This is a genomic window from Blautia sp. BCRC 81119, assembly GCF_003184505.1.
GTDB classification, from domain to species: Bacteria; Bacillota; Clostridia; order Lachnospirales; family Lachnospiraceae; genus Blautia_A; species Blautia_A fusiformis.
The window spans coordinates 1-24,810 of record NZ_QJHD01000003.1 but is presented as its reverse complement, the minus strand read 5'-3'; the positions used below and the strand labels follow the sequence as shown (position 1 = coordinate 24,810).

Here is a 24,810-nt window from a genome sequence, read left to right as displayed (position 1 = left end):
CTTATGCTTACCAGTTCTTTTTTTCTTTTGAACTGTCATTATTCTTTTTTCTTTCCTCAACCATCTTCACGAACCATTCCACCATATTCGGATCCTGATGCGAGAAGAAGGAGCTTGTCTTCTTGTCCAGTTCTGCAATAGTCTTCATATCTTCATCAGAAAGTGTGAAATCAAAAACATTAAAGTTTTCTTCCATTCTCTCAATGTGTGTTGATTTCGGAATAACCACTACCCCTCTCTGAATATGCCAGCGAAGCATAACCTGTGCCGGAGTCTTCTGATATTTTTCTGCAATCTCTGCGATGACAGGATTCTCAAAGGTGCCTCCTCTGCCCTCACCGAATGGTGCCCATGCTTCTAACCGGATATCATATTTGTCTGCCCATTCCTTCATCTCTTTCTGCTGATTGAAGATGTGGGTTTCCACCTGATTTACCATAGGTTTAATGCGGTTGAAGGATGCAAAATCAACCATTCTGTCTACATAAAAGTTGGAAATTCCGATTGCTCTGATTTTTCCCTCATCGTACAGATCTTCCAATGCATGGTAAGCACCGTAAGCATCTGAAAATGGCTGGTGAAGCAATACCAGATCCAGATAATCTGTCTTTAACTTTTTCATGGATTCAAGAACTGATTTCTTTGCTTCTTCATATCCATAATGTTCGACCCACACCTTTGTTGTAAGGAAGATTTCTTCTCTTGGAATGCCTGACTTTTGGATTGCATTCCCAACCTCTTCCTCATTAAAATAACTCTGTGCTGTATCAATCGCCCGGTATCCAACTTTTAAAACATCAAGCACACATCTTTCACATTCCTCTTTTGTTACCTGATATACGCCATATCCCAGTATTGGCATTTTTACACCATTATTTAATGAAATATATTCCATTGTCGTATCCTCCTTGTTTTCTTTCATTTATCTTACATTCATACTATAATACTGATAGATTCCTTTGAGAAGTTTCGATAAGTTTTTCAGTCTTAACCTTTCGGTTTATTCTGGTTCTTACTGATTGAACAGCCATCCCATAATTTCTTTGTCACGACAAAACAGATAGCCACCGCCATGCTGATAAGTGACCGGTGTTCCTTCAAAGTAATCTTTATCTTTTACATCCAGTACCACCAGTTTATCAATCTCTGATTCCGGTAATCCCTGTTCTTTGTAAAGCTCATGTATCTGCTGGTATGCCTCTTTAAAAGGTTCTGATCCATAGTATTCGTCGCTTTCGCCAATCACAAAATATACCGGCGTTTTCATCTCCACAACCGGCTCATATGCACCATCCCACTGAGAGCTGCACATAAGTGCCGCTGTATATAATTCCGGCTGCTTTGCCAATACCAGTGACAGGGTTTCTCCTCCTCCGGAATAACCATTAATATATACTTTCGATGGATTAATAATATAATGCGTCAGAAAATACTGTGTCAGTTCAATTGTCTGATCTGCTGATGTCTGTCCCCAGTCATTTAACTGTGGAGCTACAATAATCATATCGGTAATATACTTCTGTGCTTCAAATCCAAAATCTTCTGTCCGGATATTTTCTCCCACGCCCTGAAAATATAATCCCTGATATCCGGGTAATGTTACATATAGTGCATATTCCTTTGTCCCGTCATATGCATCCGGAATATATACATTGTAATGAATGTCCCCTTCATTTGGAGAATGAAGAACATTATCCAGGAGGAAGCCCCGGTATTCTTCGCTTCCCGGCGTAACATTTTCCAATTCATCTCCGGATGTATTTTTTTCTGTATTTTCTTTTTTCTCATCTGTCTTCTGCTGTACGGTCTGTACCTGGTTTATTGTTTGTTGATTCTTCTTTTCATCCCTGCCGGGTTTTGAAAAGTAGATATATACCATGATTACCATTGCTAAAATAACAACTCCAATAATTGTAAGTACTAATTTCCGCTTTTCCATAAATACACCACCTTCTTTCAGTATGAACCTTTTCGTTTTCTCTTACCTGTTTTCTTTAGAAACACTCCACTATAATATCCAATAAATGCAATCAATATCATTACTGCCAGATAATCCAGCAGAAAAGGAAAGATCCCCTTTTCATAATCATAAAATACAAAATGCATCCTCATAATCAGATAATCTCCTATCTGTCTCCTGTAAAATGCATATAAACCATAACCTGCAATTGTGGTTGCGACAGATCTTGCTGCCCATGTTCTGATGACGGATGGATGTTCCCATAATCGTCCTGCCATTGCTACCGCTATATTCCAATGAAATCCGAGATGTAATGACATCACCACCAGTCCCCAGTATGCGCAAAACATATGTATCTGTCTGGCTGTCATATATGTTCCGGAAATCTTTATCCATTTAAATATGTGATTTGACAATAATATTCCACTTATCATGGAACCCATTATAAGAATAAGCATGATGATAACCAATACTGTCTGTATCACTCTGAACGCATTATATTTTCCTTTCCTTACAGAGGTCACCCATTTATGATTCAGTATGTAATGTGAAATAAAAAGCACAAGCATCGCCATACCAATCCACTCATGTGCAGTCTCGCTGAGCAGACTATATGGCATAAGAAGAAGCAAACATATCGTCATTCCTATATCTATCAATATTTTTGCTGTAAATCGTTTATTTTTCATATCCTACCTCTTATCTAAAGCATTCTTATTGTCTTTATTTGCATATAGTATCCTCCATTTTCACTTCAGCTAAAGTATAACAAAACGAGACTCCATTAGAAGTCTCGTTTTGTTATTCAGTATTAACCTTTAGGTTTCTACTCGCATGTATTCAATTTTTATTTTACCTTGTTAATAGCATTTATCAGCCGCTTAACCTTAATGGACGGTTTTTTCGAATGAAGAATTCCAAACGGCATAGTATAATCCCACTCTACTGGAATGATTCTGATCAGTGGATGAACACTTTCCCAGCTCTTGAATGCCAGTAATACCTCATTATTGTTTTCGCATCGGTTAAATGCTTCTACATTGTACAGATTAAAGTCTACAATATTGATTTCAGGATGATTTTTCATCATATCATCCCTTAGCATATCGCCATAATAACTCCATCCTCTTCGCATGAGCATAAGATTTTCTCCAGCCAGATCATCAAGTGTAATTTTTTCTTTTTTTGCCAGCCTGTGATGAATTGATACCGCCACACAAAATGGTTCTCTTGAAATCTCAGTGCCATCACAGCCTCTGAGTTCAAGCATTTTTTCATCAAAGATTCCAGCTATCACATCAATATTCTTTCCCATATTAGCCAGTATCTCTCTTGCATTCTCTGGTGTATTTTCAAATGTAATCAATTTAAACTTCATCTCCGGATATATTTTCTGTATCTTAGGCCAAAGTTCCACAAAAACTTCCGGTGGCGTCATCGGAGATATTCCAACACGAATGATTTCTTCATTATGATTCATTGCTTCCTGCGCCCGTATCAACGATTCTTTTGAATATTGAATCAGATATTTTGCATCCTGATAGAGCGATTTACCAGCTTCCGTAATAATAAGACCTCTGTGTGTTCTTTCAAATAATTGCAAATTTAAGCTGTTTTCCAAAGAATTTATCTGTTTAATAACCGCAGGTGCACTTATATATAATTCTTCTGCCGCTTTACTAAAACTTCCAGCTTCTACAACGCAGATAAATGTATCAAGTTGTGGATTATACATCATGTAATTCACTCCTCTTTGTGATTTTAAATCATCTGAAATGCTTTCAGTGCCCCAATAATTGCCTCTTCTTTCTCCTTCGGACATTGTGGTTGCTTTGCTCCCTCTGACCTAGGAATATTAAAATTCTCCGCTAATTCAATTCCACACTTTCTCTTCACCTGTGCAATATACAGATTAGATACCTTCATCCCATCATTATACTCTGCAACATACTTCTTTATCTCCTCATAAGTAGCCTTGCTCTCAGCCGCCGTTAAATCCATCTCGTCCATGTCAAGTCTCACATTCACATGATGCTTCGCTTCGTGGAGTTTGGACAATAAACATACCATCTCGACTGTGTTTTCGTTGAGCAACCGAATTGCTTCGCCTTCAAAACCTTCATAATACACCGGAAATGCCAGATCAATCTGCCTGATGATGCGCCCATCATCCATCTTTTCCGGGTATAACTCAATTGCATCAATAAACAACTGCATAAACTCCTTTTTTTCAATATCTGACATTTCTGCATACAGTATATCAAACTTTTGCAGGATTTGGTACAGTTGTTTTTCACTAATTTGTCTTCCATACGCTGCCTTAATCTTTTCCTCCACATCGGCAATCTCATTCTCAAAACCAGAAATCCTGTCGTAAAGATTATCCAGACGGTCCTGCATGCCCTGGAACTTCCTTGCATAATGCTTATCGCCAGCATCCAAAGTATCCATCATCACAAGCAGTTTATTCTTCGCCCCGACAACCTGCTGTAACTGCCCCTTCAGCTGATCCCGTTCCTCTTCTCTTCCAGCTTCGAGACATCCACCTTTTCCTGCAATCTTTCTCCAATATACTCATGAAACCTTTCATCAGCAATCATCCCTCTGATGAACCACTCCACCTCTGCATTGATCTCATTCTGATTCAGTGATGGCTTAAAATCACAGAAATGTTCCTCATCAATCTTTCTCCTGTGCTGACATCTATAATAGAAGTCATCCTTATATTCACCAGATTTCTTATTCTTCCTTCTCCTCACAGTTCCTGCCATTCCAGCACCACACACCGGACATTTCAAAAGTCCCGACAAAATATGCTCATGTTCAAGACTACGTGTCTTATTCCACTTAACCCCCGTCCTCTTCCTTTTCTCTCTCGCCGCCTCCCACATCTCTTCATCCACAATCGCCTCATGCAGTCCATCTGCCAGCAGGTAATCATCAGTCTTCACACGCCGGTATTCATCCCTCGTTCCCTTCACCTTCTCCGTAACATTCTTCCCGTAAGCAATCTTACCAGTATAAACCGGATTATCCAAAATCTTCATGATCAGTCCTCTGGCAAAATAGTTCAGCTCATGCCCCCTGACCTTTTTCTTCGTATAACCTCTCTGGTTCAGATAATTACAGATAGCATCTGCCCCCATATCCGTATGCCCAAACTTGTCATAAATAATCCGCACAATCTCCGCTTCTTCCTCATTCACCACCAGAGTGCTATTCTTGGAATCCAGATCATATCCGAAAGGAGCCTGTCCGCCATTCCATTTTCCCTCTCTGGCCTTCTGCTTTCTTCCTTCCATTGTCTGGACCAGAATATTCTCCCTTTCAATCTCAGCCACTGCCGACAGCACCGTGATGGTCAGCTTGCCGGAATCCTTAGAAGAATCAATCCCGTCTTCCACACAGATCAGATTCACTCCATAATCCTGGATAAACTGCAGGGAGTTTAAAACATCTGCTGCATTCCTTCCAAAACGTGACAGCTTAAACACCAGAATAAATGCCACTCCGTCACGTTCCTCGGACACATCCTGCAGCATCCTCTGAAACTCCGGTCTGCCCGTAATACTCTTTCCGGATTTACCAGCATCACAGTATTCCCTGACCACTTCCATTTCCTGGAACTCCGCAAACTTCATCAGCCTTTCTTTCTGTGCCTCCAGACTGTAGCCGTCCACCTGCATTGCCGTAAAAACACGGATATAAATATAACATTTTTTCTTCACTCTGCACTCTCCTTCCTGTACTCCACATCCTCATCCAGCATCCGAAAATGCTTCAAAGCATCCAGAATTGCCTTTTCCTTTTCCACCGGACAGACTGGCACATGATTCTTATTTTTCGCTGGTTTGTTATACGCTTTCCCCATATCCAGACCATACTTCCGTTTCACCTGCGCTATATATATAATGTAGGAATATTCATCCCATACTTCTCTTTCACATATGCACGGATCTCTACGTAAGTCGCTTTCGCCTCAGAAGCCGTCACCTGATGCTCCGTACAGTCCACTGCAAAAGTCACCATTTCATCCGGCTCATCATTCACTTTTCTTTTTCCATCGCTCTCATAATAAACAGGAAAACGGAAAACAATCTTTTTCAGGATCCTGCCATCTTCCCTTTCCTCAGAAAAAACATCAATCCGCTCAATAAACTGCCTGCACAGTTCCCTGCGTTCCTCACAGCTCATTCTCTCAAACAGCAGATCAAAGTTATCAAGAATCTTTCGTATATTATCAGAAGAACGAACCCCTTTCTTCAAAGCCTCCATCTTCTTTTTCAGCTTCCGGATCTTCTCCTCCAGACATTCGATCTGGTCATAAGCCCCGTCAATCTTTGCCTGAACAGCCTCATATTCTCCGTCATAGTCCTCTGCAAAAATATCCAGATTGTCCAGTTCCATCCCCAGCTTATATTTCAGATGCTCCTGACTGTGCAGTTCCTTTCTGGTCCTTTTCAGATCCGCTTCACAGGCATCCAGCGAACTCCTGTCCCCAACCACATCCATAACTGCCTGACGGAACTCCCTTGTTTCTGTCACCTTTCCCACAATCTCCATCACAGCCTTATCCAGTTTCTCCTGATTGTATGTCCGCCAGCAGTCACAGACACGCCCTGCACTCTTACGATAATTCCGGCACCCATAAGAATAAACAATCTTATAATAGCCGCCACGATTGCTGTTCTTCCGTTTATTCTTTTTTGTAACCAGCCCTGTTCCGCACACCGGACACTTCACCAATCCGGACAGAAGACTGATCCGCTCCGGATCATCCACCTTCTTCTGCGGTCTTCTCAAGCTCTTCCGCTTTTCCTGTACCCGCATCCAGACATCTTCCGGAATAATCGCCTCATGTCTGCCCCTGATGGAAATAACCTCTTTCGGATTCTTTTTAATCTCCTCAGAATTTATCCGCCTATTATATACGATCATCCCATAATAAATAGGATTTCCCAGCACCGAAGAAACAAAATCCGAAGTGATAACCTTATCCTCTCCCTTCACCACACGCTTATAACCATTCTCATTCATCCAGCCCACAACCGTATTCAGCATCATATCCGGTTCCAGATACTTCTGATAAATCATCCTCACCAGATCCGCCGCCTCAGGAACCACCACCAGTTCCTTATTCACACTCACATATCCATACGGCACGCCGCCGCCCGGCCATCCCCCATTCATCAGCTTCTGCATCCTCGCCGTCGTGAACTGGACTGTAATATTCTCATGCTCCATTTCTGCCACAGCCGACAGGATAGCAAGTGTCAGACGTCCGCCCTGCGTGGAACTGTCAATGGCATCCTCAACACAGACCAGATCCACATCAAAATCCATCAACAGCTGCACAGACTTCAAAATATCTGCCGCATTTCTTCCAAAGCGGGATAACTTAAACACCAGCACACAGGAGATCTCATCTTTCTCACAGGAAATGTCATCCATCATTTCCATAAAAGCCGGTCTGCCCTTGATGCTCATTCCAGATCTGCCTACATCACAGTATTCCCTGACCACTTCCATTTCTTTATAGTCCGCATACTTCCGAAGCCGCTCTGTCTGTGCTTCCAGACTGTATCCCTCTGTCTGAGCCGCTGTAGAAACACGGGTATATATGTAACATTTCTTTCTCAAATCTTCACCTCATTTCGGTTGCCCATCGTCATACGGTTGCCGTACATAAAATATATCGGAATCACCAGTCTGTGCCAACTCGCAGAACGACCAAAAAAACTGCCCCAAAATCCACCTTCTCCTATGCGGTTTCCATAGCGCAAAAAGACCGGCAGCCCCAAAAGACCACCGGCACACTCGATCACTTCCCCTGCAGCTGTGAATTTCTCTCCTCAATCTCCCCCAGAACCACATCCCCGTACTTCTGGATCATTCTTGCCAGAAACTCTGCACACTTTTCCATGTTTAGCCTGGCCTGTTTCTCCGTCAGTCTGCCGGTATCGATCAGTTCAATTTTTCCCATAGCCAAAAACCACCTCCTACTGTTCCAAGGAGTCCTGGTCCCTGATTTTTTGACTTTCCGGACAAAAAAATAAACCCGCTGCCATCCACAGATTTCTCCGCAAACAGCAACAGGTTTCCCCTGATCATTTATTTACTTTATCATCCGTTCAATACCATCGGTCATACGGATTCCCACGCACCCTCTTTGTCTCTGGTGCCTTCTCAATACTCTTTTCAGCTTCTTCCCTCGTTGCAAACAGCCTGTGAGCCTTCACCTGTATTCCGCCGCCCGTATCTGTAAAACGTACCAGGAACATCCCGCCGGAACACCTGCGGATCTCCACTTCTCTCACATACCTGTTTGATTCCACAATATATGCAGTATCCCCGACTTTCATAAAATCACACTCCTGCACTCAAAACATCCTTCATCCTCACCAGAACAGGAAGCACCTGCCCGTCAGCAAATCTCCGTTCAAAAGAACCATTGGAAAAATGATCTTCTCTCAGCAGCATTGTCAGCAACGCCGTACAAAGTTCATAATCCGCTCCCGGAACACGTTTCAGTTCCTCATTACAGTCAATCGGCTCCGTAATCATGTAATCCCCATAATTTGTTTTCAAATCTCCTATTGTCTTTAACAGATCTGCATACAGATTCTCTTGTGGATTCTTTAATTCCAATATTTCCTGAATTTTTCGTAGTTTCTCTGACTTTGTCAATGCTATACACCACCTTGATAAACGTTCGAATATATGTTCTTTATATTTTAACATATACCCAATAATTATTCTAGCGCAAAATATATTCATGTAATATCCACAACAGCAAGGTTTCGTTGCGACTACGAAATTGATACAATTTAACGGTGCACACCCTTGTGAACACCCCTGTTCGCCTTTCGTTAAATAATTAAAATAGGCTACTCTTTTGCATATTTCTGATCAGCCTGTTTCTTCCATAAAAAAAGAGACATTGACATAATTTGATCAATATCTCTTCTGCTGCTTTGCTGAGACATATTCTTCCGACTGGATATACTTCTCAGGGAAGCATCAAATTCATCCTTGACGGAATCCAGTCCATAATAAAACCGCTACCACACCGAAACAAAGGATATGTCTCTATTTTTGGTAAAACCATAGATGTAGGTTAATCATGTTTTTTTAATCAGCGTTTTGATACTCACTGTCTTCCCCAAATAGCTACCGAATTTGACCTCACGATCAATTCTTCGACAGGCAGACCAATCGGGCAAATGTTATGGCAAGCTAATGATTTCCCGCATCCCTCAAAATAATTTTCCTTATATTGAGTTGAAACCTCATTCCGATGGCTTATTTCCTGTTCTTCATTCAGAATCCGAAATGCGTTGACTGCAGCAACAGCGCCTGCGAAAGTCCCATTTGCAGAGAAGTTAGGACACACTTCAAGGCAGCAGCCACACATCAGACAGCGTGCCGACTGGTATCTCGGTTCATGTGTCCACGGATTCATATAAGCTTCACTTTCAAGCCAAAGGTTCAGTTTTTTCAAATTTTCAAACAGAATTGACCGGTCAACGATCAAATCTCTTACAAGCGGAAATTTGCTTAAAGGTTCCAAGGTGATTGTAGAACCTTTTAACGTATGTAAAAATGTAGAGCATGCCAGCCTCGGACGTTCGTTAATCAGCATGGCGCAAGCCCCACATTTTCGCACCATACAGCTACATTCCCAGCTGATGGGAGTAACTATATTCCCTGAATTATCTTTCAAAGGTGTTCTACTGTTCAATTCCTTTAGAACATTGGCAACAGAGCTGTTTTTGCTTCCGTCAAACTCAAATTCCTGCCAATAACTGTCTGATTTCTGACTCTCCTGCCGCCTGATTCTTATTTTATATACCAAGTGAATCACCGCCTTTCTGGAACAGGTACAAAGGAAATCTGTATCTGCTTTCCATCAAATCTGGCTACCGTTGTTTTAAGGTAATCATCGTCATTGCTCTTCGGATAATCCTCCCGCCAGTGTGCACCACGGCTTTCTTTTCTTGCAAGAGCACTCTTTAGAACTGCCATGCCAAGCAATGGAAGATTTCCTGTCAGCGCTTGTACCGTTTGAATCCCATTTAACAACGTATTCTCATTTCTGACAACGCCCATAGTATCCTGCATCACTTTGTTTAATTGCTTTATTTCTGAAATTTGAGACGTTGGTGGAAAATCTATCTGTGTCGCACAAGATAGATCTACTACATCTGCCTGTTCACATGCTGATTTTGCCGCAACACGTCCTCCGTATAACGCTCCTAACAGAGAATTTCCACCAAGACGGTTGGCACCATGATATTGGGCACAGCATTCTCCGGCAGCGTAAAGATTCTGAATCGGCGTTCTGTGCTGCTCATCCACCAGAATGCCTCCCATAAAATAGTGAATTCCCGGTAAAACAGACACCGGTTCCTTTCGTATATCTTTATGCAGATAGGTCATACAATCGTCTGCCAGACCAGATAGCTTATTTGAAATAATCTCCTCCGATATTTCCGTCATGTCAAGAAATACCTCTGATTCATGGCTGACCTTCCATATCTCTCTGGCGGTAATATCTCGTGGCATCAGATTTCCAAGCTCCGGGTATTTTTCCTCCATGAAATACCATTGTTTTCCATCTTTCATGGCAAACAACCTGCCACCTTCCCCTCTGGCCGCCTCGCTGATGAGCATGCGTTTTCCACCACATTTCACAGTTGTCGGATGGTACTGGATCATCTCGCCATTTGCCAGAGGAACACCAAGCCGGAACAATTCTGCGGTGACTTCTCCTGTATTGCTCAGCGAACCCGTTGTATTTCCAAACAATCCGTGCATACCACCGGTGGCAACAATAACCGCATCCCCCGGTAATTCCACAGTCTCCTGACTGTATTCATCCCTGATTACGCAGCCACAACAAATATTGCCACACAGACGAAGTGTTAGGAAAGAATGATGGCTGAACCGTTCTACCATACCAGATGCTTCTTTCCTGCGAACAGCGTCTATCATAGCTGTCATGATCTGCTTCCCGGTATCGCTCTGTGCAAAAGCAGTCCGTTTCTTTTTCTGCCCGCCAAAATTCCGCAGATCCACATCATCATAGCCACTCATGTTAAATTTAACTCCAAGTTTTAGCAGCCAGTGCACCAGCTCCGGTGCTGCCTGTGTCATTCCCCAAACTGCATTTGGATCTGCCAGACCACATGCTGCCTTTATTGTATCTGTAAAATGTTCTTCGGGACTGTCGTTTTCATCTTTTGTATTCAAAGCTGCGTTGATACCGCCCTCCGCCATAACAGACTGTGCCCGCTCTGACGGAAGGGAGGAAACCAGTTTTACATTGCATCCATTTTCCGCTGCCTGCAAAGCCGCTGAAAGTCCTGCCAGTCCAGCACCTATAATAACAATTGTCTTACTCATAGATATTGCCACCCAATATAATATAAAATAACCGCTCCCGCTATAAAAAGAAGAAGCACCGAAAGGATCAAATAAATATCACTCCTTCGTTCTTTATAACTGATGATTCCCAGTGATACGAGCAATGGGCGGATATTGATAAAAATATGAACAAAGATTGCCGCTACGAACAAAAGCTGAGTTACCATCTTTACCGTTGTAAAAGGGAACAAAATATATGTCCCATTCTGCACCTTTCCAAACAAGCCAATATGGAATAACAGCAGAATCAGTATTGCCATCCCACTGGCTCGTCTCGCCCAAAATATGACGTTTTGTTTCAGATACATTTTTCCTGATTGCTTCGCTGTCTGTAAACTCTGAACTGTCAGGATGACACCAATCACCGTATGCACAACAAGAATACCAACACCAATCCATGCAAGAAGTTTCCCTGCACTACTTCCAACTCCGTTCAGCATAAAGCTGCCCATGATTCCATGAATCATAAAAATGAGAAGCATTAAAACAGACAAAATCGTATTCCATTTTCTCATAAATTCCCGCTCACCTCATTTCTTCGCTGTCCATGATCATATAGTCCATCTGTGTTAGCGTTGTAACGTCAATAAAATCATCCGATGCCAGGAATACATCATACTTTCCACTTACCACTCTTGATAGCATCATTGTGTTACTGTACTCTTTCAGATCTACGAAAAAACCGGCCTGTTTCAACCTGTCACAGAGTTTCTTAGCATAACTGACAAGCGGATAATCCGTCTCAGATACATATAACCGAAAACTAATGTCCGTTTTCATGAGATCTGTTTCATTTGTTTCCGAATCGTCCAGTGCCAATTCTTTTAATTTATTCCGGGTGTTCTCGTTGTCGAGACCATCTGACATCATATTAATACCGAGAACATAAGAGCCTTCCAACTGTGCGGAGGCTTGAGCCGCCTTTTTTGACTTCGGTGTTGCTCCTGTGACTGCATCAATCATAGAAGGCGGTGAATGCAAAAGTGCACCGAAACCTGCAAGAAAAACAATTGTAACTGCTAACAGAATCAATTTCCGTTTCACATTGCCACCTCGTTTCTTATTTTTTCAAAATCCTCATTGCGTTCAAGACGGCAATTATGGTAACGCCTACATCACCAAATACAGCTTCCCACATTCCAGCTATACCCAGAGCACCAAGGATCAGGAACACACTCTTAATTCCAAGGGCAATCACTATATTCTGCATGACAATTTGCTTTGTCGCTTTTGCCACATCAATCGCATCCACCAGCTTAGATGGTTCATCTGTCATCAGAACCACATCCGCAGCTTCAATGGCCGCATCTGAACCAAGACCACCCATTGCGATACCAACATCCGCACGAGCAAGGACAGGAGCGTCATTGATACCATCACCAACAAAAGCTAATTTGCTTCCCTGTCTCTTTTTACTGTCTAAAAGCTCAACCTTTTCCACTTTTTGATCAGGAAACAGTTGTGCATAATATTCATCCAACTGCAATTCTTCCGCAACAGCCTTTCCGATTTTTTCATCATCACCAGTAAGCATGACTGTTTTTTCCACACCGATATGTTTCAAATCAGAAATTGCTTTTTTGCTGTCCGGCTTTACTTCATCTGTTATCAAAATGCATCCGGCATATTGACCATCTACTGCTACATAAACCTTTGTACCAACTTTTTCACAGGCTGTGTACTCCACATGCTCTGAATCCATAAGTTTCGTATTGCCAGCATAAACTTTCTTCTTTCCTGCCATGGCACTGATTCCATATCCGGAAATTTCCTTGTAATCAGAGATAACTGATTGGTCAATTTCTTTTCCATAAGCAGAGAGAATGGATTTTGCAATAGGATGGTTAGAAAAGCTCTCTGCCTGGACCGCATACTCCAGAACCTGTTCTTTTGAAAATCCATTTGCAGGCAGAATATCAGTCACATTGAAAACACCCTTTGTAAGTGTTCCAGTTTTATCGAACACAATAATGCTGACATTATTAAGCGCCTCTAAATAATTACTTCCTTTTACAAGAACACCTCGTTTAGATGCCGCACCAATACCTCCGAAGAAAGTCAGCGGGATTGAAATGACCAATGCACATGGGCAAGATACCACAAGGAAAACAAATCCTCTGCGAATCCACTCTGTCCAACCTCCACCAAGAAGGATCGGTGGCAGAATTGCCAGAATAGCTGCTAAGATTACAACAACAGGAGTGTAATAACGTGCAAATGTAGTAATGAAATTTTCTGTTGGTGCTTTTCTACTGGACGCATTCTCCACAAGATCAATAATCTTTGAAGCAGTAGATTCACCAAATGCTTTCGTTGTCTTAATCGTTAAAACACCCGTCTGATTCATACAACCGGAAAGTGCTTCGTCTCCTTTATGAACGCTTCTCGGAACCGATTCTCCAGTTAAAGCCCTCGTATCCAGCATAGAATCTCCATCCAATACCACACCGTCTAATGGGATTTTTTCACCAGGCTTTACAATAATAATCTCGCCAATGGCAACACTTTCAGGAGATATGGTAATCAATTCTCCGTTCCTTCTGACTGTAGCACAATCCGGACGTATATCCATTAAATCTGATATAGATTTTCTGGAACGCTCAACAGCCAATGACTGGAAAAATTCACCAACTTGATAGAACAGCATAACAGCAACTGCTTCCGGATATTCACCAATGACAAAAGCACCAATCGTAGAAACGCTCATCAGGAAATGTTCATCAAATACACGTCCCTTTGAAATATTCCTCACAGCTTGCCATACAACATCCCCGCCAAGAATAATATAGGAGACAATGAGAAAAACTAACTCGACAGGCAGTGGCACTTTCGCAAAAACTGTCAATGCCATACCAATACCATAGATTGCTGCGCCAATCGCTAAACGAATCGTCAACTTCTTGTCCTCATTGTTATAGGATGTATTGGTATCCTGTTTTTTTGCAGGTATATAGTATTCCTGTGCAATTTCGGAAACTTCTACATCTGGCTCATGGCTGTGGACAATCGTTTCAATCTGACTGGCTATTGTATTTGCGGCAACTGGAGCAACATTGATTGTCAGCGTCTGCTTCATCAAATTTACAACTGAGGATTGTACTCCATCCAATTCTCCGACTTCTTTTTCAATTTTTGCGGAGCAGTTCGGACAGTCCAAGCCCTTTAACAAATAACTCTTTGTAACGGGGATAATTGTTTCTTCCTGAACCTCCACACCCGGCTCATGGCTGTGGACAATCGTTTCAATCTGACTGGCTATTGTATTTGCGGCAGCTGGAGCAACATTGATTGTCAGCGTCTGCTTCATCAAATTTACAACTGAGGATTGTACTCCATCCAATTCTCCGACTTCTTTTTCAATTTTTGCGGAGCAGTTCGGACAGTCCAACCCTTTTAATAAAAATATTCGTTTCATAATGACCTCCTTGTAATTTGTTTAGTTGCTCAATTGCTCAACTATAACGCTAAAAATATTATTTCTGCCATAGATGCTCAAATCCCTTATCAATAATCTCTTTCACATGATCATCTGCCAGAGAGTAGTAAACTATCTGCGCTTCTCTACGGAATTTTACCAAATTCGCAAGACGCAATGCCTTTAACTGGTGTGAGATTGCGGATTTCGTTACCCCCAGTAGCACAGCAAGATCACATACACACATCTCACTCTGTTCCAGAGCGTGTAAGATTTGTACTCTGGTACCATCTCCAAATAGCTTAAATAAAGATGCCAACTGGATATAATCATCTTTGGGTTGCATCTTGGATTTCACATCATTCACAATATCCTCATGAATCACATCACAATTACAAATATAAGACGGTTTAGACATACACTTACCTCGTATAATCGTAGTTGAATAGTTGTTCAACTATGATTATATTCATTTTTTGTTCTATGTCAATAAGATTAGTAAATATCTTCTTGGATTTTTGTTTTTAACTGCTTAATACTTTTGTACCGCATCAAAGAATGTGTAGATGAGTTTGAATATAAATTCAAGGACTCCGAAACAGGAAAAATTAAAAAGTTCAAGATAACAGAAAAAAGGATTGTTACTTTTAATCCCAGACTAGCCAAGAAGCAGATATATGAGATTAACTTCTCTTTTTTCTTTTCGTAAAGATTCCTCAAAGTATCTTCCTTTTTCTGATATCTATAAATGAGCAAAGTTCGTGATTTTGCAGAAAAAAAAGATACCTCGATTCCGGATGTTATATTGAAAGCGACCAAAAACTCCACAATGGCAAACAGGGCTTTGCCCTAACAAAAAAAGGCTTCACACCACGACCACCGCCGCAATGCAAAGCCTCATCACTCACTATTATATTCTTGTCACAAAATCCAGCGAGATCCACCCATTCCGCTCTTTCTCATACGCTTTCAGCAGCCCCCACTTTGATGCTCCGACACCGTCAGCCTCAGCAACAATAGTAAAACAGCCAACACCCGTATATTTTCCAACCTTCTCCTGATCCGTTCCCGGCTTCTTCCGGATATTCAGATCCGAAATCTCCACACGAACCAGATACGGACGAAACACCTCTTCCTGCTTCTTATCCACGGAACTGTACACTGCCTTTCCATTCTCATCAAACACCGAAAATCCCGGATGCTCGTCTGCACATTTCTTTGCATTGTCCAGCACCTGAAATGCTCCTGCCTGACTTCTAGCATCCTTCCAGTCTTTTCTCACCCGGTACCAGACCTTTTTCTCCACCTTCACGCCATCAAACCGTGTCAGCCCATACTTCTCAATGATGGCACAGATCTTCTGTACATAAAAACTGTCCGTTGCATAGCCGCCATCCTTAATGATCCGGACAGCCTTCCGGTAATCCTTCTCCCCGGCCAGTCCCGCATATCTCTTTTTCTTCCCATTCATTGCGCCCAGCAGATAAGCAGAATGATCCGCAATAGACTGCTCCACACAGACATACTTCCGGAAATCCGCAGTCACCGTGTACAGCTTTCCGGTTCCATCATCCTCCTGCGTCTTCTTCCGGTACTTATTGGTTCCATCCCAGATACTTCCATTCCAAGTATTCCCAGACAACACGCACTTCATCCCAAAACAGTTATTTGCCTTCTGCGCCAGTTCCGTCCTGCCATAACCCGATTCCAGAATAAACTGCGCCGCAGACACCGAAGCCAGAATCCCACTGGTTTTCATATCCTCTGCACACAGCACTCCAATCCGCTCCGCTGCCTTCTCATCGGAAATCCCCAGAAACACAGAAGCCTGCGTCCCTTCAGCTTTCCCAGACATAGCAGCCTTCACAGCTTTCCTGAATCCATCCATCGTATAAGGCAGTCCCAGACCTTTCCACAGATGCTCCGGATCTCCATGATTTGTAGCAATTCCCCTTGCGTGTCCCTCTCTATGGGAAATCACCACACCATCTGCCAGCGGATCCAGACCAAACTTCTTACAAAGCATGGCAAACAATTCCACCGCTACTTCATACGTCCGCACTGCCGATGCCCTTGCCTTCGCCAGATCGGAGCAGGTAAAACCAGATCCGCTTGTGTACCGGATGCAGGCAGGCTCACACATCTCCACACCAATATGCGTATTATTTCCACTTCCCTTACTACCGGAGCCACAGTGCCATCCCCTGTGGTTCCATGGCAATGCCTGATACACCGTTCCATCATTTCCATCAATAAAACCATGCACACATGCACTTCCAAAAGAAGTGTGATTCCAGGAATCAAGAAAAACCTGTGCTCTCGGCTGCGGACATCCAACCGAGTGAAGCATCAGGCCTTTTACAGTAATTTTTCTCCCTGCAGTATAGCAGGGATTCTTAGTCAGAAAACTTTCAACCAGTCTCATTCCCCATCACTTCCTTTCCCTCTGTCATGCAGCTGTTCCAACACATCTTTCATCTTCTGCGGGATCGGCAGCCCCAGATGTCCTGCATTCTCCAGCAAGCTCACACCCTCATTGGAAATATAGAAAAAGATCACCGCTGTCCTCAGCACGGATCCGTTCCCGATCACAGCCACATCCAAAATATTGGCCATTCCCACCAGCAGAAAGATCAGCACCTTCCTGCAGATTCCCCGGAATCCCACCTCACTGGAAAGCGTATGGTCCGCAAAAGCACACATCACCCCGGTCAGGTAATCGATCACTACAAAAGCGATCAGGGCATACAGAAGCCCGTCACAGCCTCCCATAAACCAGCCCAGCCATCCGCCTACAGCCATAAAAACCATCTGAATAAAGTTCCAAAATTCCTTCATGCCAGAATCCTCCTCCCATGAAAAAAGCAGCCCCCATTTCTGAGAACTGCCGTAAATAAGTTTTCTATCTCCATGCCTTTCGGCAGAAAGACCTACATTATTTCCTCCGTCAGCGTATACGTGATCTTCATCGTTTTGTCCGTATTCTTCACCACCGCTGACGAAAGATTATTGATACTTGCCAGATAAGGCGTCAGAAGATAAGCACACCTGTGCTCCTTCCCGTAACTGCCGCCCCACATAAACACAAAGTTCTTATACTGGAACAAAGGCGTTGCCATGGCTTCAAACCTTGCGCTCCCCTGCGTCTTGATCACCCTGTCATCCGCCGTGATCTGGAAATCCCCTGCCACGATCATGTCCCCGAGAAGTGTCATATACACCTCACAGGAACCAGCCTCCCCAAGGGATTTCAGCTTGGAAGTAAAGCCCAGCGGGATCAGTGTCACATCCGCTGAATTTGCAGTATTGATCTTATAAACTCCCTTCTTATCATAAGAAGGCACATACAGATACCCCTTCCTCACACAGCATTTTACATTCCGTTCCGGATAGGAACCGTCCTTTGCCCTTGTGCCCACTTCCGAAAGCTTCGCCTTGGACAGTGTCCAGCTTCCCTCCGTAAAGGAATAATCCTTTTTGGAGATCCGGATCCATACCATCTTCGCATCCCCGGAAGAATTCGGCTCATTGGAAAATCCATACCAGTATCCGTCATGCCCGTCCATAAACTCCCCGTACTTTGTATAATCCCCCAGGAACGTAAAGCTTTCCGTTGTCAGTGTCTGCTCCTCCAGTACGGTATACGTGGTATCATCCAGCTTCTCATTCAGCCCGATGTTAAACACCGGGATCCGGATCTTCGTAATGGTCACACTGGAAGTCCCAAAGGTGATGGAATACAGCAGGTTCTTTTCAAAATCCAGCTCCACTGCCTCAAACAGTGTCATCTGCTTTGCCTTCGGGATATCCCCGATATCCACCTTTTTCAGAAGCAGGAACGTGCTGGCATCCCCTGCCGCACTGCCAAAAGCATTCTGCCCGCCCAGTGCACTGGTCAGTGCCACCGCTGCAATATTTCCATTCCCCTGGCTGGGAGTAAACTCCCACACAAACTTATATCCATTGTCCAGCTTCTTGCTCTCCGTCTGGTTCAGGCTTCCCCTCGCCACATTGGAACCGGAATTAACATTGTTGGAAGCATAAGCCACCGGCAGGTTCTTCCCCTGCTCGTAAATATGATCCGCCTTTTCTTCCAGCACTGCCGGAAACAGCAGGATCCCCCCGATCATGTTCGGGCAGATGGGAAGCAGCGTCCCGTTCCACAAAACAGAATTGTCATACTCCCCGCTGGCTTTCAGATAAATCCCCATGGGATTCAGCCCCAGAATATTGTTCACTGCCTCCGTGATCATGTTCGTCTCCTGAACTGTCTCCACCGCACCCGTATTCGTATCGGTCAGTTCAATGACCATTTCACCTTTCAACTTCATCACACACCCTCCATTTCTACCGGCCTGCAGAAACCGCTGATTCCCGCTCTCTCAGCAAAATACACTTCAAATCCTCTGTTCACCGTCTCCTTCATCTGCATGGACAGCGATTCCCGGAAACCATTCACATCCAGTCCTCCGCCAATGGCAAATCTCGTGGTATAATCTTCCACCTCAAGCTTTCCGTCCTAGGCTTCCCCTGCCGCCATTGCCTGTCCGCTGACAGAGGCAATGCAGTCTCCCACATCAACGGTCCCGCTGCCATTCTCCATCCAGAGATACACATTGAATGTATTCGTATAATTGGCAACAATCTTCTCAATGGGATAATACAGCGACAAAATATGTTTCCCTGAATGCCAGGTCTCCACCGGACAATGCTCCACGATCTCCTCGTTATTAAATTCAAAGACCACATGGCAGACCGCCTGTCCGTCTTCCTGCCACTTCACCGGCAGGCTCACATCCACAGAAACCTCCGAACCACTCCCGGTTCCGGATCCGGAATCCGAGCCACCAGCGACATCATCCGTACTCCCTGTATTCTCATCCCCGGAAGTATTTCCAACTTCATTCCCTGCCGCATCATTTTCAGAACTTCCTGCATCCGATGTCTCCCCGGTTCCATCAGAACCACCCGTACCACTTCCAGTTCCACTGCCGCTTCCGCCCGGAAATGGAATCACCACAGTCCCGGAAGCCTCCGCAGACCGTTCCACCGGATCCGCAGCCACATCCACAACAACCTGTGCAAAAAACTGCATATGGTTTTCCTCAGAAGAAGCAAACTGGATACTGATCAGCTTCACCTTCGTCTGCCCGATCTCATGCGCGGAAGCATTGGTAAACATATGGATCCCGATCTTCCCGGTCTTCGCATTGTCTTCAATCTGATTCAGCAGTCCCGAAATATTCTTGTCATTTCTTGACTTTGCCTGAGCCAGCCTCGGGTTCTTCCCCACACATTTCAGGCTCTGCTTTCCCCCGATCTTCTGTCTGATGGAAGTGATGCAGGTGATCTGTCCCTCATCCGCCTGTCCTCCTGCAAATGTCAGCACATCCCCCGGATCCAGGGCAGGGTTCCCGATTGTATCCGAATCAAAAGGTACATAGTTGATCACTGACAGATCCGTCAATATATTCCTGCACAACATCTCTCTGGTCTCTGCCAGTCCAAACTGCAGAAGTGGGTTCACACCCAGATTCATGGTCAGCCCGTTATCCGGATCCAGAGCATAATACTCTGCAATCTGCGTCTGCTTGTTGGTGGAACTCACTGCCGTGTATCTGGTAATAAAATCCGAAAAACTGGAAGAAAAACGGTGTCTCTGCTCCACCTTCATCACAGGATCCTTCCCGTACTTTCTCAGTTCCAGTTTTCCCTCCCTGTTGATAATAAAGAAACCTCCCAGAACCTGTGCCACATAAAACAGCACGTCCCGGCAGGTCTCAATATCATTTTCAGTATAAACAGAAAGCGTCACCCCGCCATTCGGCATGGCATCAATCTCCGCCCTCTTATTCGCAAACTCCACTTTACACCGCTTACAGCACAAAGTAATAAAATCATAAGCAGTCCCCACAGTCTCAAATCCGTTGAAACTCTTATCAAACCGCAGCATAAAATCATACGCCTTCAGTTCCAGGCACTTCGCCAGACGGTTCGCCTCACTGACCTCAAAAACTCCCATCGGCACATCTTCCACCGAACCATCCGCCAGCACCAGATGAAACACCAGCGTCACCAGTGCATCCTCCAGCGTATACCTGTCAATATCACTCAGAAGTGTGATCCCCATCTCCGCCGCATACACCGTCCCCAGTTCAATCTCCGTACTCCCGCAGCACTGCCTGGAAATATATCCGGAACCCTTCACAATCTCCTTCGCCCCGAGCTCATACGTCATTCCGCCTTTGGTAACGATCGTACCCGTCCAGTAATATTTTCTTGTATTGCTCTTCACAGCCCTCAGAAACCCATCCGACACCGGATACATCCCGCCACCTCCATTTCCCCACGAAAAAGGCACCAGCCAACCAGGTGACTGATGCCTTCGTAAATATAATCATCCTATCTGTTGTAAGTCCAGTGTTTCAGGTACCATTCATGCAGTTCTTCTGTTGTTTTACAGCAGTCTGCAATTTCTTCTCCCTGTGATATCTACCGGCAGGTTTCCCGTCTGAATGTAGCAATATCCAATGCACAAAACTTGTATGTTCCGCCTCGTCTGTGCATCACTTCATCATCACACTGGAACTCAAAATAATCATCCCCGTCCAGAACAACCTTTCCTGTCAGGTTCCACACCCCTGACCACGGAGGACCATCATCCCCCGGAACACAGAAGGACAGCCTTCCATCTTCCAGAATAACAGGAGCCACCGCAATATTTTTCATCCGCGGCATATATGGCTGTTCAAACCAATACGCTTTCCTCTCATCCATTTCTCTTCATCTCCGTGATAACCAACTTCCCTGCAAGCTGGAATTTATTTGGAAGATTTTATTATCCATTCATCAAGAAATTTCATTTGTTCATCCGTATGAAACCAATGCTCTCCATTTTTCATAATAGAAAATGTTGAATTAGTCCTCTGTACAAATTCAAATATCGTTCCATAAGCGGTAAGATTATCTTTTTCACCATACAAAATGTGCGTTGGGATTTCCCATATAATAGGATTTTCTCTTGCATAGCAAAGATAATCCCATGAAAGAGTCTCTCCAAAGGTTGTCTGAATTTCTTTTTTCTCTTTGAGTTCATCCTCTGTAACATTTGCCCAAATCATCATATCAGCAATAAGCCTTTCCATATCTACAACGGGCGAAATAAAATATGCTTTCTCTATTTGCTGATTTGATAAGGCATTGATAGCAAAATACGCTCCAATGCTATTGGCAATTACTTCAACCGTCTTGTAGTTTCTATAAATTGAATTAAAAAGTAATGGAAATTCTTCTTTTGCTTCCCATGGAAACTGTGCAGTATAGTCGAGACCAATCACATCACAATTACTAAAGAGCGGTTTGTAATGAATAGCTTCTTCAGCATTACCACCTTTTCCATGTATATAAATAACTGTTTTATCCACAATAGTTATCCTCCACAAATTCAAATTGTTACACTTAAAAAAGCGGAATTTCACCATCATAGTTTTCTGCTTTTTCCAATAGCGGTCCTTTAGCTCCCATCGTAAACGCGATGTCGCTACTACGGATAGAGGGCAGCTCCATTCCGGGTCTCACCTTCAAAAAATCCATCATTTTCTTCGTAAGAAGAATTTGCCCCTCCTGTGAAATCTCTACCCAGCAGTAGGAACGCCCCTTGTATTTGATAAATTCGCCAGAACCTGCTGAGTAGTCAAGCAACGGTGGAGTATCGTCCAAAATGTGACCAAGTTTTGACGGATGCAAAAGGCCTTTCCGGGTGACGCAGAAGCCACCGGTAATCTTACTTCCGGTAAAAAGATATACTTTTCCTTCATCTGCAATGTGATATTCTTCCATTGCCTGCGGTGGAATCCGCAATGTTCCATCCGTCCGAATGAGTGATTTCCCGAAAATAAATTTTCCTCCCTTATTCATTTGTGGCATAAAAACACCTCCTGAAATTCCGATTTTAATGTCTCTATTATACCATAATGATACTATTATAAAAAAGGAAAAAGAGCTCCTTCGAGCTCTTTTGATTCAGTTCTGTAAACTGGAATTTTCAAATTAGTCTTTGCAAATAACCTTTGAACCTTCACCGTCAATTACAATTCCCTGACGGTTGTTAATTGGGCATAGATTCAAATCCGAAAACTCAGTCATTATTTTCTCGGTAACTTTCTTAAATGGTGCTGTAAGATAATGCGGAAGAACATAGAAATCAATCAAATCAAGCCCTGCATCATCTTCTTGTGAGTAGTCCTCCGGCTTTTCATCCATCTGCTGGATATATTGGATGCTTGGAGCGCATATAATTGCGCCTGCCGACTCGCCGATCATCAATTTTCCATTTGCCAATTCCTTTTTCAGCAGCCCATCAGTTCCCGTTTTACGGAGTCGGTCCATAAGAAAAAAAGAATTTCCGCCGGTAAAATATATCACATCTGCATCTTCAAAAACAGACTGTATCGTTGAATAAGCCTCCGTTGAAATATCAATTTCAGTTACGATTGCTCCCAACTTTTTGAATAATTTTCGAGCCGAGCCGACATAACCGGTGTAGCCTTCACGCAGCGAAGCTGTTGGAATAAATGCGACTTTCTTATTTTCAATTTCTTCCTTTATCAGACTTCCTACACTTGAAAAATGCGAACATAAAAATAGTTTCATCAATATTCTCCTTTATAAATTCCGATTTGATGCTCCCATTATACCATCTCCCTACATCTCCTTCAACGTAAAACTAACCGTCCACAATCCCTTATAACTGGTATCCTTTTTCAGCTTCGCCTTATACCCCGTCACATACATCTCTGCCAGTTTCAGTTCCGCTGTCTCCACATCAAAATACTGCACACTGATCTTATCCTTCTTCGCATACCCTGACAGCTTCACATCCCCGGTCAGGTTCGTCATGATGGAACGCATGGAAGTACCGGCCTGGGAAGCCTTGATACCGGCATTGCCCATCAGACCGATTGCTTCTGCCGTATCCTCAACCGAAAATCCCAGCGCCCCCGCAACCGGCGCACAATACTTGAACGTCTCGCCCATCATGGACACATTGGTATTGGCATTACTGGAAGCAGCCGCCAACACATCCGCAAAATGTCCCGAATCCGCTGCAGTCAGCCCAAAAGCCGTCAGCGCATCCGTCACAATATCAGAAGTCGTTGCCAGGTCTTCCCCGGATGCCGCAGCCAGATACATAACACCCTCAATACCGGACAGCATATCCTCCGTCTTCCATCCGGCCATTGCCATATAGTTCATGGCATCTGCCGCCTCAGTCGCAGAGAACTTCGTTTTGGCACCCATCTCCCTGGCCTTATCCCGGAGGCTATCAAAATTCGATCCCGTTGCCCCAGACACAGCCGCCACCTTACTCATCGCAGAGTCAAAATCAGCGGCAGTTTTCACCGCCGCCGTTCCAAGCCCTGTCACCACTCCCGTCACAGGAAGCAGCTTCTGCCCAACAGAAGAAATCTTGTTTCCAACCGTCTGCAGCTTTTCACCGGTTGCCCCGATTTTCTGCAGGGCAGTCGCAGACTGGTTCGCCTGCTCTTCCAGACTCCGCAGTCTCTGTTCCGTCTCAATGATCTCCCTCTGCAGGGCATCATACTGGTCCTGGGAAATCGTTCCGTTCCGCAATGCCTCATCCGCCTGCTGCTGTGCAGTCTTCAAAGTCTCCAGCTTTTCCCTTGTTTCAGAAACCGCCTGTGCCAGCAGTCTGTGCTTCTGCGCGATCAGCTCCGTATTCCCCGGATCCAGCTTCAGAAGCTTCTCCACATCTTTCAGCTGGCTCTGCGTATTCCTAATTTCCGTATTAACCCCTTTCAGGGCAGTCTGCAATTTTGTGGTATCGCCGCCAATCTCGACAGTGATCCCCCTGATTCTGTTCCCTGCCATGTAAGCGTCAAATAAAACAGTGTATAGAAAAATAACCGTCAGCCTTTTATACTAAAAGGTCAACGGTTATCGACAGAATTCTTTTACAAGAGGATTCCAAGGCAGATAATCATCCAGA

The 24,810-nt window shown here is 43.9% G+C and carries 23 protein-coding genes and 3 pseudogenes; all 26 read right to left on the bottom strand.

Annotated elements, in window-relative coordinates; genetic code table 11:
• Positions 1–7: 7 nt before the first annotated feature.
• On the bottom strand, positions 8–895 hold the full coding sequence (locus DMI82_RS02220; RefSeq protein WP_182465507.1) for an aldo/keto reductase: 888 nt from the start codon (positions 893–895) through the stop codon (positions 8–10).
• 117 nt (positions 896–1,012) lie between these two features.
• Positions 1,013–1,939: a prolyl oligopeptidase family serine peptidase gene (locus DMI82_RS02215; protein WP_110102365.1), complete on the bottom strand. Its 927-nt coding sequence runs from the start codon at positions 1,937–1,939 to the stop codon at positions 1,013–1,015.
• Between the two features lie 17 nt (positions 1,940–1,956).
• Entirely contained in the window at positions 1,957–2,649 is a 693-nt protein-coding gene (locus DMI82_RS02210; RefSeq protein WP_110102363.1) for a DUF4405 domain-containing protein, read from the bottom strand.
• 158 nt (positions 2,650–2,807) lie between these two features.
• Positions 2,808–3,782 (bottom strand): LysR family transcriptional regulator, encoded by a 975-nt coding sequence (locus DMI82_RS02205; protein WP_330409186.1) that lies wholly within the window; start codon positions 3,780–3,782, stop codon positions 2,808–2,810.
• A 185-nt stretch (positions 3,783–3,967) separates the two neighbouring features.
• Positions 3,968–5,646 (bottom strand): annotated as a pseudogene (locus DMI82_RS20525) (recombinase family protein); the annotation flags it as partial.
• Positions 5,647–5,684: 38 nt separating this feature from the next.
• Complete coding sequence (locus tag DMI82_RS20015; protein WP_199579958.1) at positions 5,685–5,831, bottom strand: hypothetical protein; 147 nt, start codon at positions 5,829–5,831, stop codon at positions 5,685–5,687.
• Positions 5,832–5,860: 29 nt separating this feature from the next.
• The gene (locus DMI82_RS20010) at positions 5,861–7,600 is read right to left on the bottom strand and encodes a recombinase family protein (RefSeq protein WP_199579957.1); all 1,740 of its coding nucleotides are present in this window, start codon (positions 7,598–7,600) and stop codon (positions 5,861–5,863) included.
• A gap of 181 nt (positions 7,601–7,781) precedes the next feature.
• The gene (locus DMI82_RS19700; protein WP_158526416.1) at positions 7,782–7,943 is read right to left on the bottom strand and encodes a hypothetical protein; all 162 of its coding nucleotides are present in this window, start codon (positions 7,941–7,943) and stop codon (positions 7,782–7,784) included.
• 148 nt (positions 7,944–8,091) lie between these two features.
• A complete protein-coding gene (locus DMI82_RS02175; RefSeq protein WP_021650484.1) occupies positions 8,092–8,322 on the bottom strand; it encodes a hypothetical protein in 231 nt (76 codons plus the stop codon).
• A gap of 4 nt (positions 8,323–8,326) precedes the next feature.
• Positions 8,327–8,647 (bottom strand): DUF6508 domain-containing protein, encoded by a 321-nt coding sequence (locus tag DMI82_RS02170; protein ID WP_044960788.1) that lies wholly within the window; start codon positions 8,645–8,647, stop codon positions 8,327–8,329.
• 463 nt (positions 8,648–9,110) lie between these two features.
• Entirely contained in the window at positions 9,111–9,824 is a 714-nt protein-coding gene (locus DMI82_RS02165; protein ID WP_330384935.1) for a succinate dehydrogenase/fumarate reductase iron-sulfur subunit, read from the bottom strand.
• On the bottom strand, positions 9,821–11,365 hold the full coding sequence (locus DMI82_RS02160; protein WP_110102355.1) for an FAD-binding protein: 1,545 nt from the start codon (positions 11,363–11,365) through the stop codon (positions 9,821–9,823). The genes DMI82_RS02165 and DMI82_RS02160 overlap by 4 nt, the downstream gene beginning before the upstream one ends.
• Positions 11,362–11,901 carry a hypothetical protein gene (locus DMI82_RS02155; protein ID WP_009203875.1) on the bottom strand — a complete coding sequence of 180 codons (540 nt, stop codon included), beginning with the start codon at positions 11,899–11,901 and terminating at the stop codon, positions 11,362–11,364. Before DMI82_RS02155 ends, DMI82_RS02160 begins: the two co-directional genes overlap by 4 nt.
• Positions 11,902–11,911: 10 nt before the next feature.
• Positions 11,912–12,430 (bottom strand): DUF6921 family protein, encoded by a 519-nt coding sequence (locus tag DMI82_RS02150; protein ID WP_021650478.1) that lies wholly within the window; start codon positions 12,428–12,430, stop codon positions 11,912–11,914.
• Positions 12,431–12,446: 16 nt separating this feature from the next.
• Positions 12,447–14,801, bottom strand: a complete 2,355-nt coding sequence (locus tag DMI82_RS02145; protein WP_110102353.1) for a heavy metal translocating P-type ATPase — start codon at positions 14,799–14,801, stop codon at positions 12,447–12,449.
• A 58-nt stretch (positions 14,802–14,859) separates the two neighbouring features.
• Entirely contained in the window at positions 14,860–15,219 is a 360-nt protein-coding gene (locus DMI82_RS02140) for an ArsR/SmtB family transcription factor (RefSeq protein ID WP_021650476.1), read from the bottom strand.
• Positions 15,220–15,711: 492 nt separating this feature from the next.
• On the bottom strand, positions 15,712–17,226 hold the full coding sequence (locus DMI82_RS02135) for a glucosaminidase domain-containing protein (protein ID WP_110102350.1): 1,515 nt from the start codon (positions 17,224–17,226) through the stop codon (positions 15,712–15,714).
• Complete coding sequence (locus tag DMI82_RS02130; protein WP_021650473.1) at positions 17,223–17,639, bottom strand: phage holin family protein; 417 nt, start codon at positions 17,637–17,639, stop codon at positions 17,223–17,225. Before DMI82_RS02130 ends, DMI82_RS02135 begins: the two co-directional genes overlap by 4 nt.
• Positions 17,640–17,731: 92 nt before the next feature.
• Positions 17,732–19,132 carry a hypothetical protein gene (locus DMI82_RS02125; protein WP_021650472.1) on the bottom strand — a complete coding sequence of 467 codons (1,401 nt, stop codon included), beginning with the start codon at positions 19,130–19,132 and terminating at the stop codon, positions 17,732–17,734.
• Positions 19,132–19,305 carry a hypothetical protein gene (locus tag DMI82_RS20760; protein ID WP_244094845.1) on the bottom strand — a complete coding sequence of 58 codons (174 nt, stop codon included), beginning with the start codon at positions 19,303–19,305 and terminating at the stop codon, positions 19,132–19,134. Before DMI82_RS20760 ends, DMI82_RS02125 begins: the two co-directional genes overlap by 1 nt.
• Positions 19,306–19,323: 18 nt before the next feature.
• Positions 19,324–21,129: pseudogene (locus tag DMI82_RS02120) on the bottom strand (hypothetical protein); the annotation flags it as partial.
• 164 nt (positions 21,130–21,293) lie between these two features.
• Positions 21,294–21,578: a hypothetical protein gene (locus DMI82_RS02115; protein ID WP_021651675.1), complete on the bottom strand. Its 285-nt coding sequence runs from the start codon at positions 21,576–21,578 to the stop codon at positions 21,294–21,296.
• A gap of 44 nt (positions 21,579–21,622) precedes the next feature.
• A complete protein-coding gene (locus DMI82_RS02110; RefSeq protein ID WP_110102471.1) occupies positions 21,623–22,225 on the bottom strand; it encodes an alpha/beta hydrolase in 603 nt (200 codons plus the stop codon).
• Positions 22,226–22,259: 34 nt separating this feature from the next.
• Positions 22,260–22,727 (bottom strand): hypothetical protein, encoded by a 468-nt coding sequence (locus DMI82_RS02105; RefSeq protein WP_110102348.1) that lies wholly within the window; start codon positions 22,725–22,727, stop codon positions 22,260–22,262.
• 123 nt (positions 22,728–22,850) lie between these two features.
• On the bottom strand, positions 22,851–23,453 hold the full coding sequence (locus DMI82_RS02100; RefSeq protein WP_021651673.1) for a Type 1 glutamine amidotransferase-like domain-containing protein: 603 nt from the start codon (positions 23,451–23,453) through the stop codon (positions 22,851–22,853).
• 204 nt (positions 23,454–23,657) lie between these two features.
• Positions 23,658–24,692, bottom strand: a pseudogene (locus DMI82_RS02095) (phage tail tape measure protein); the annotation flags it as partial.
• Between the last annotated feature and the right edge of the window lie 118 nt (positions 24,693–24,810).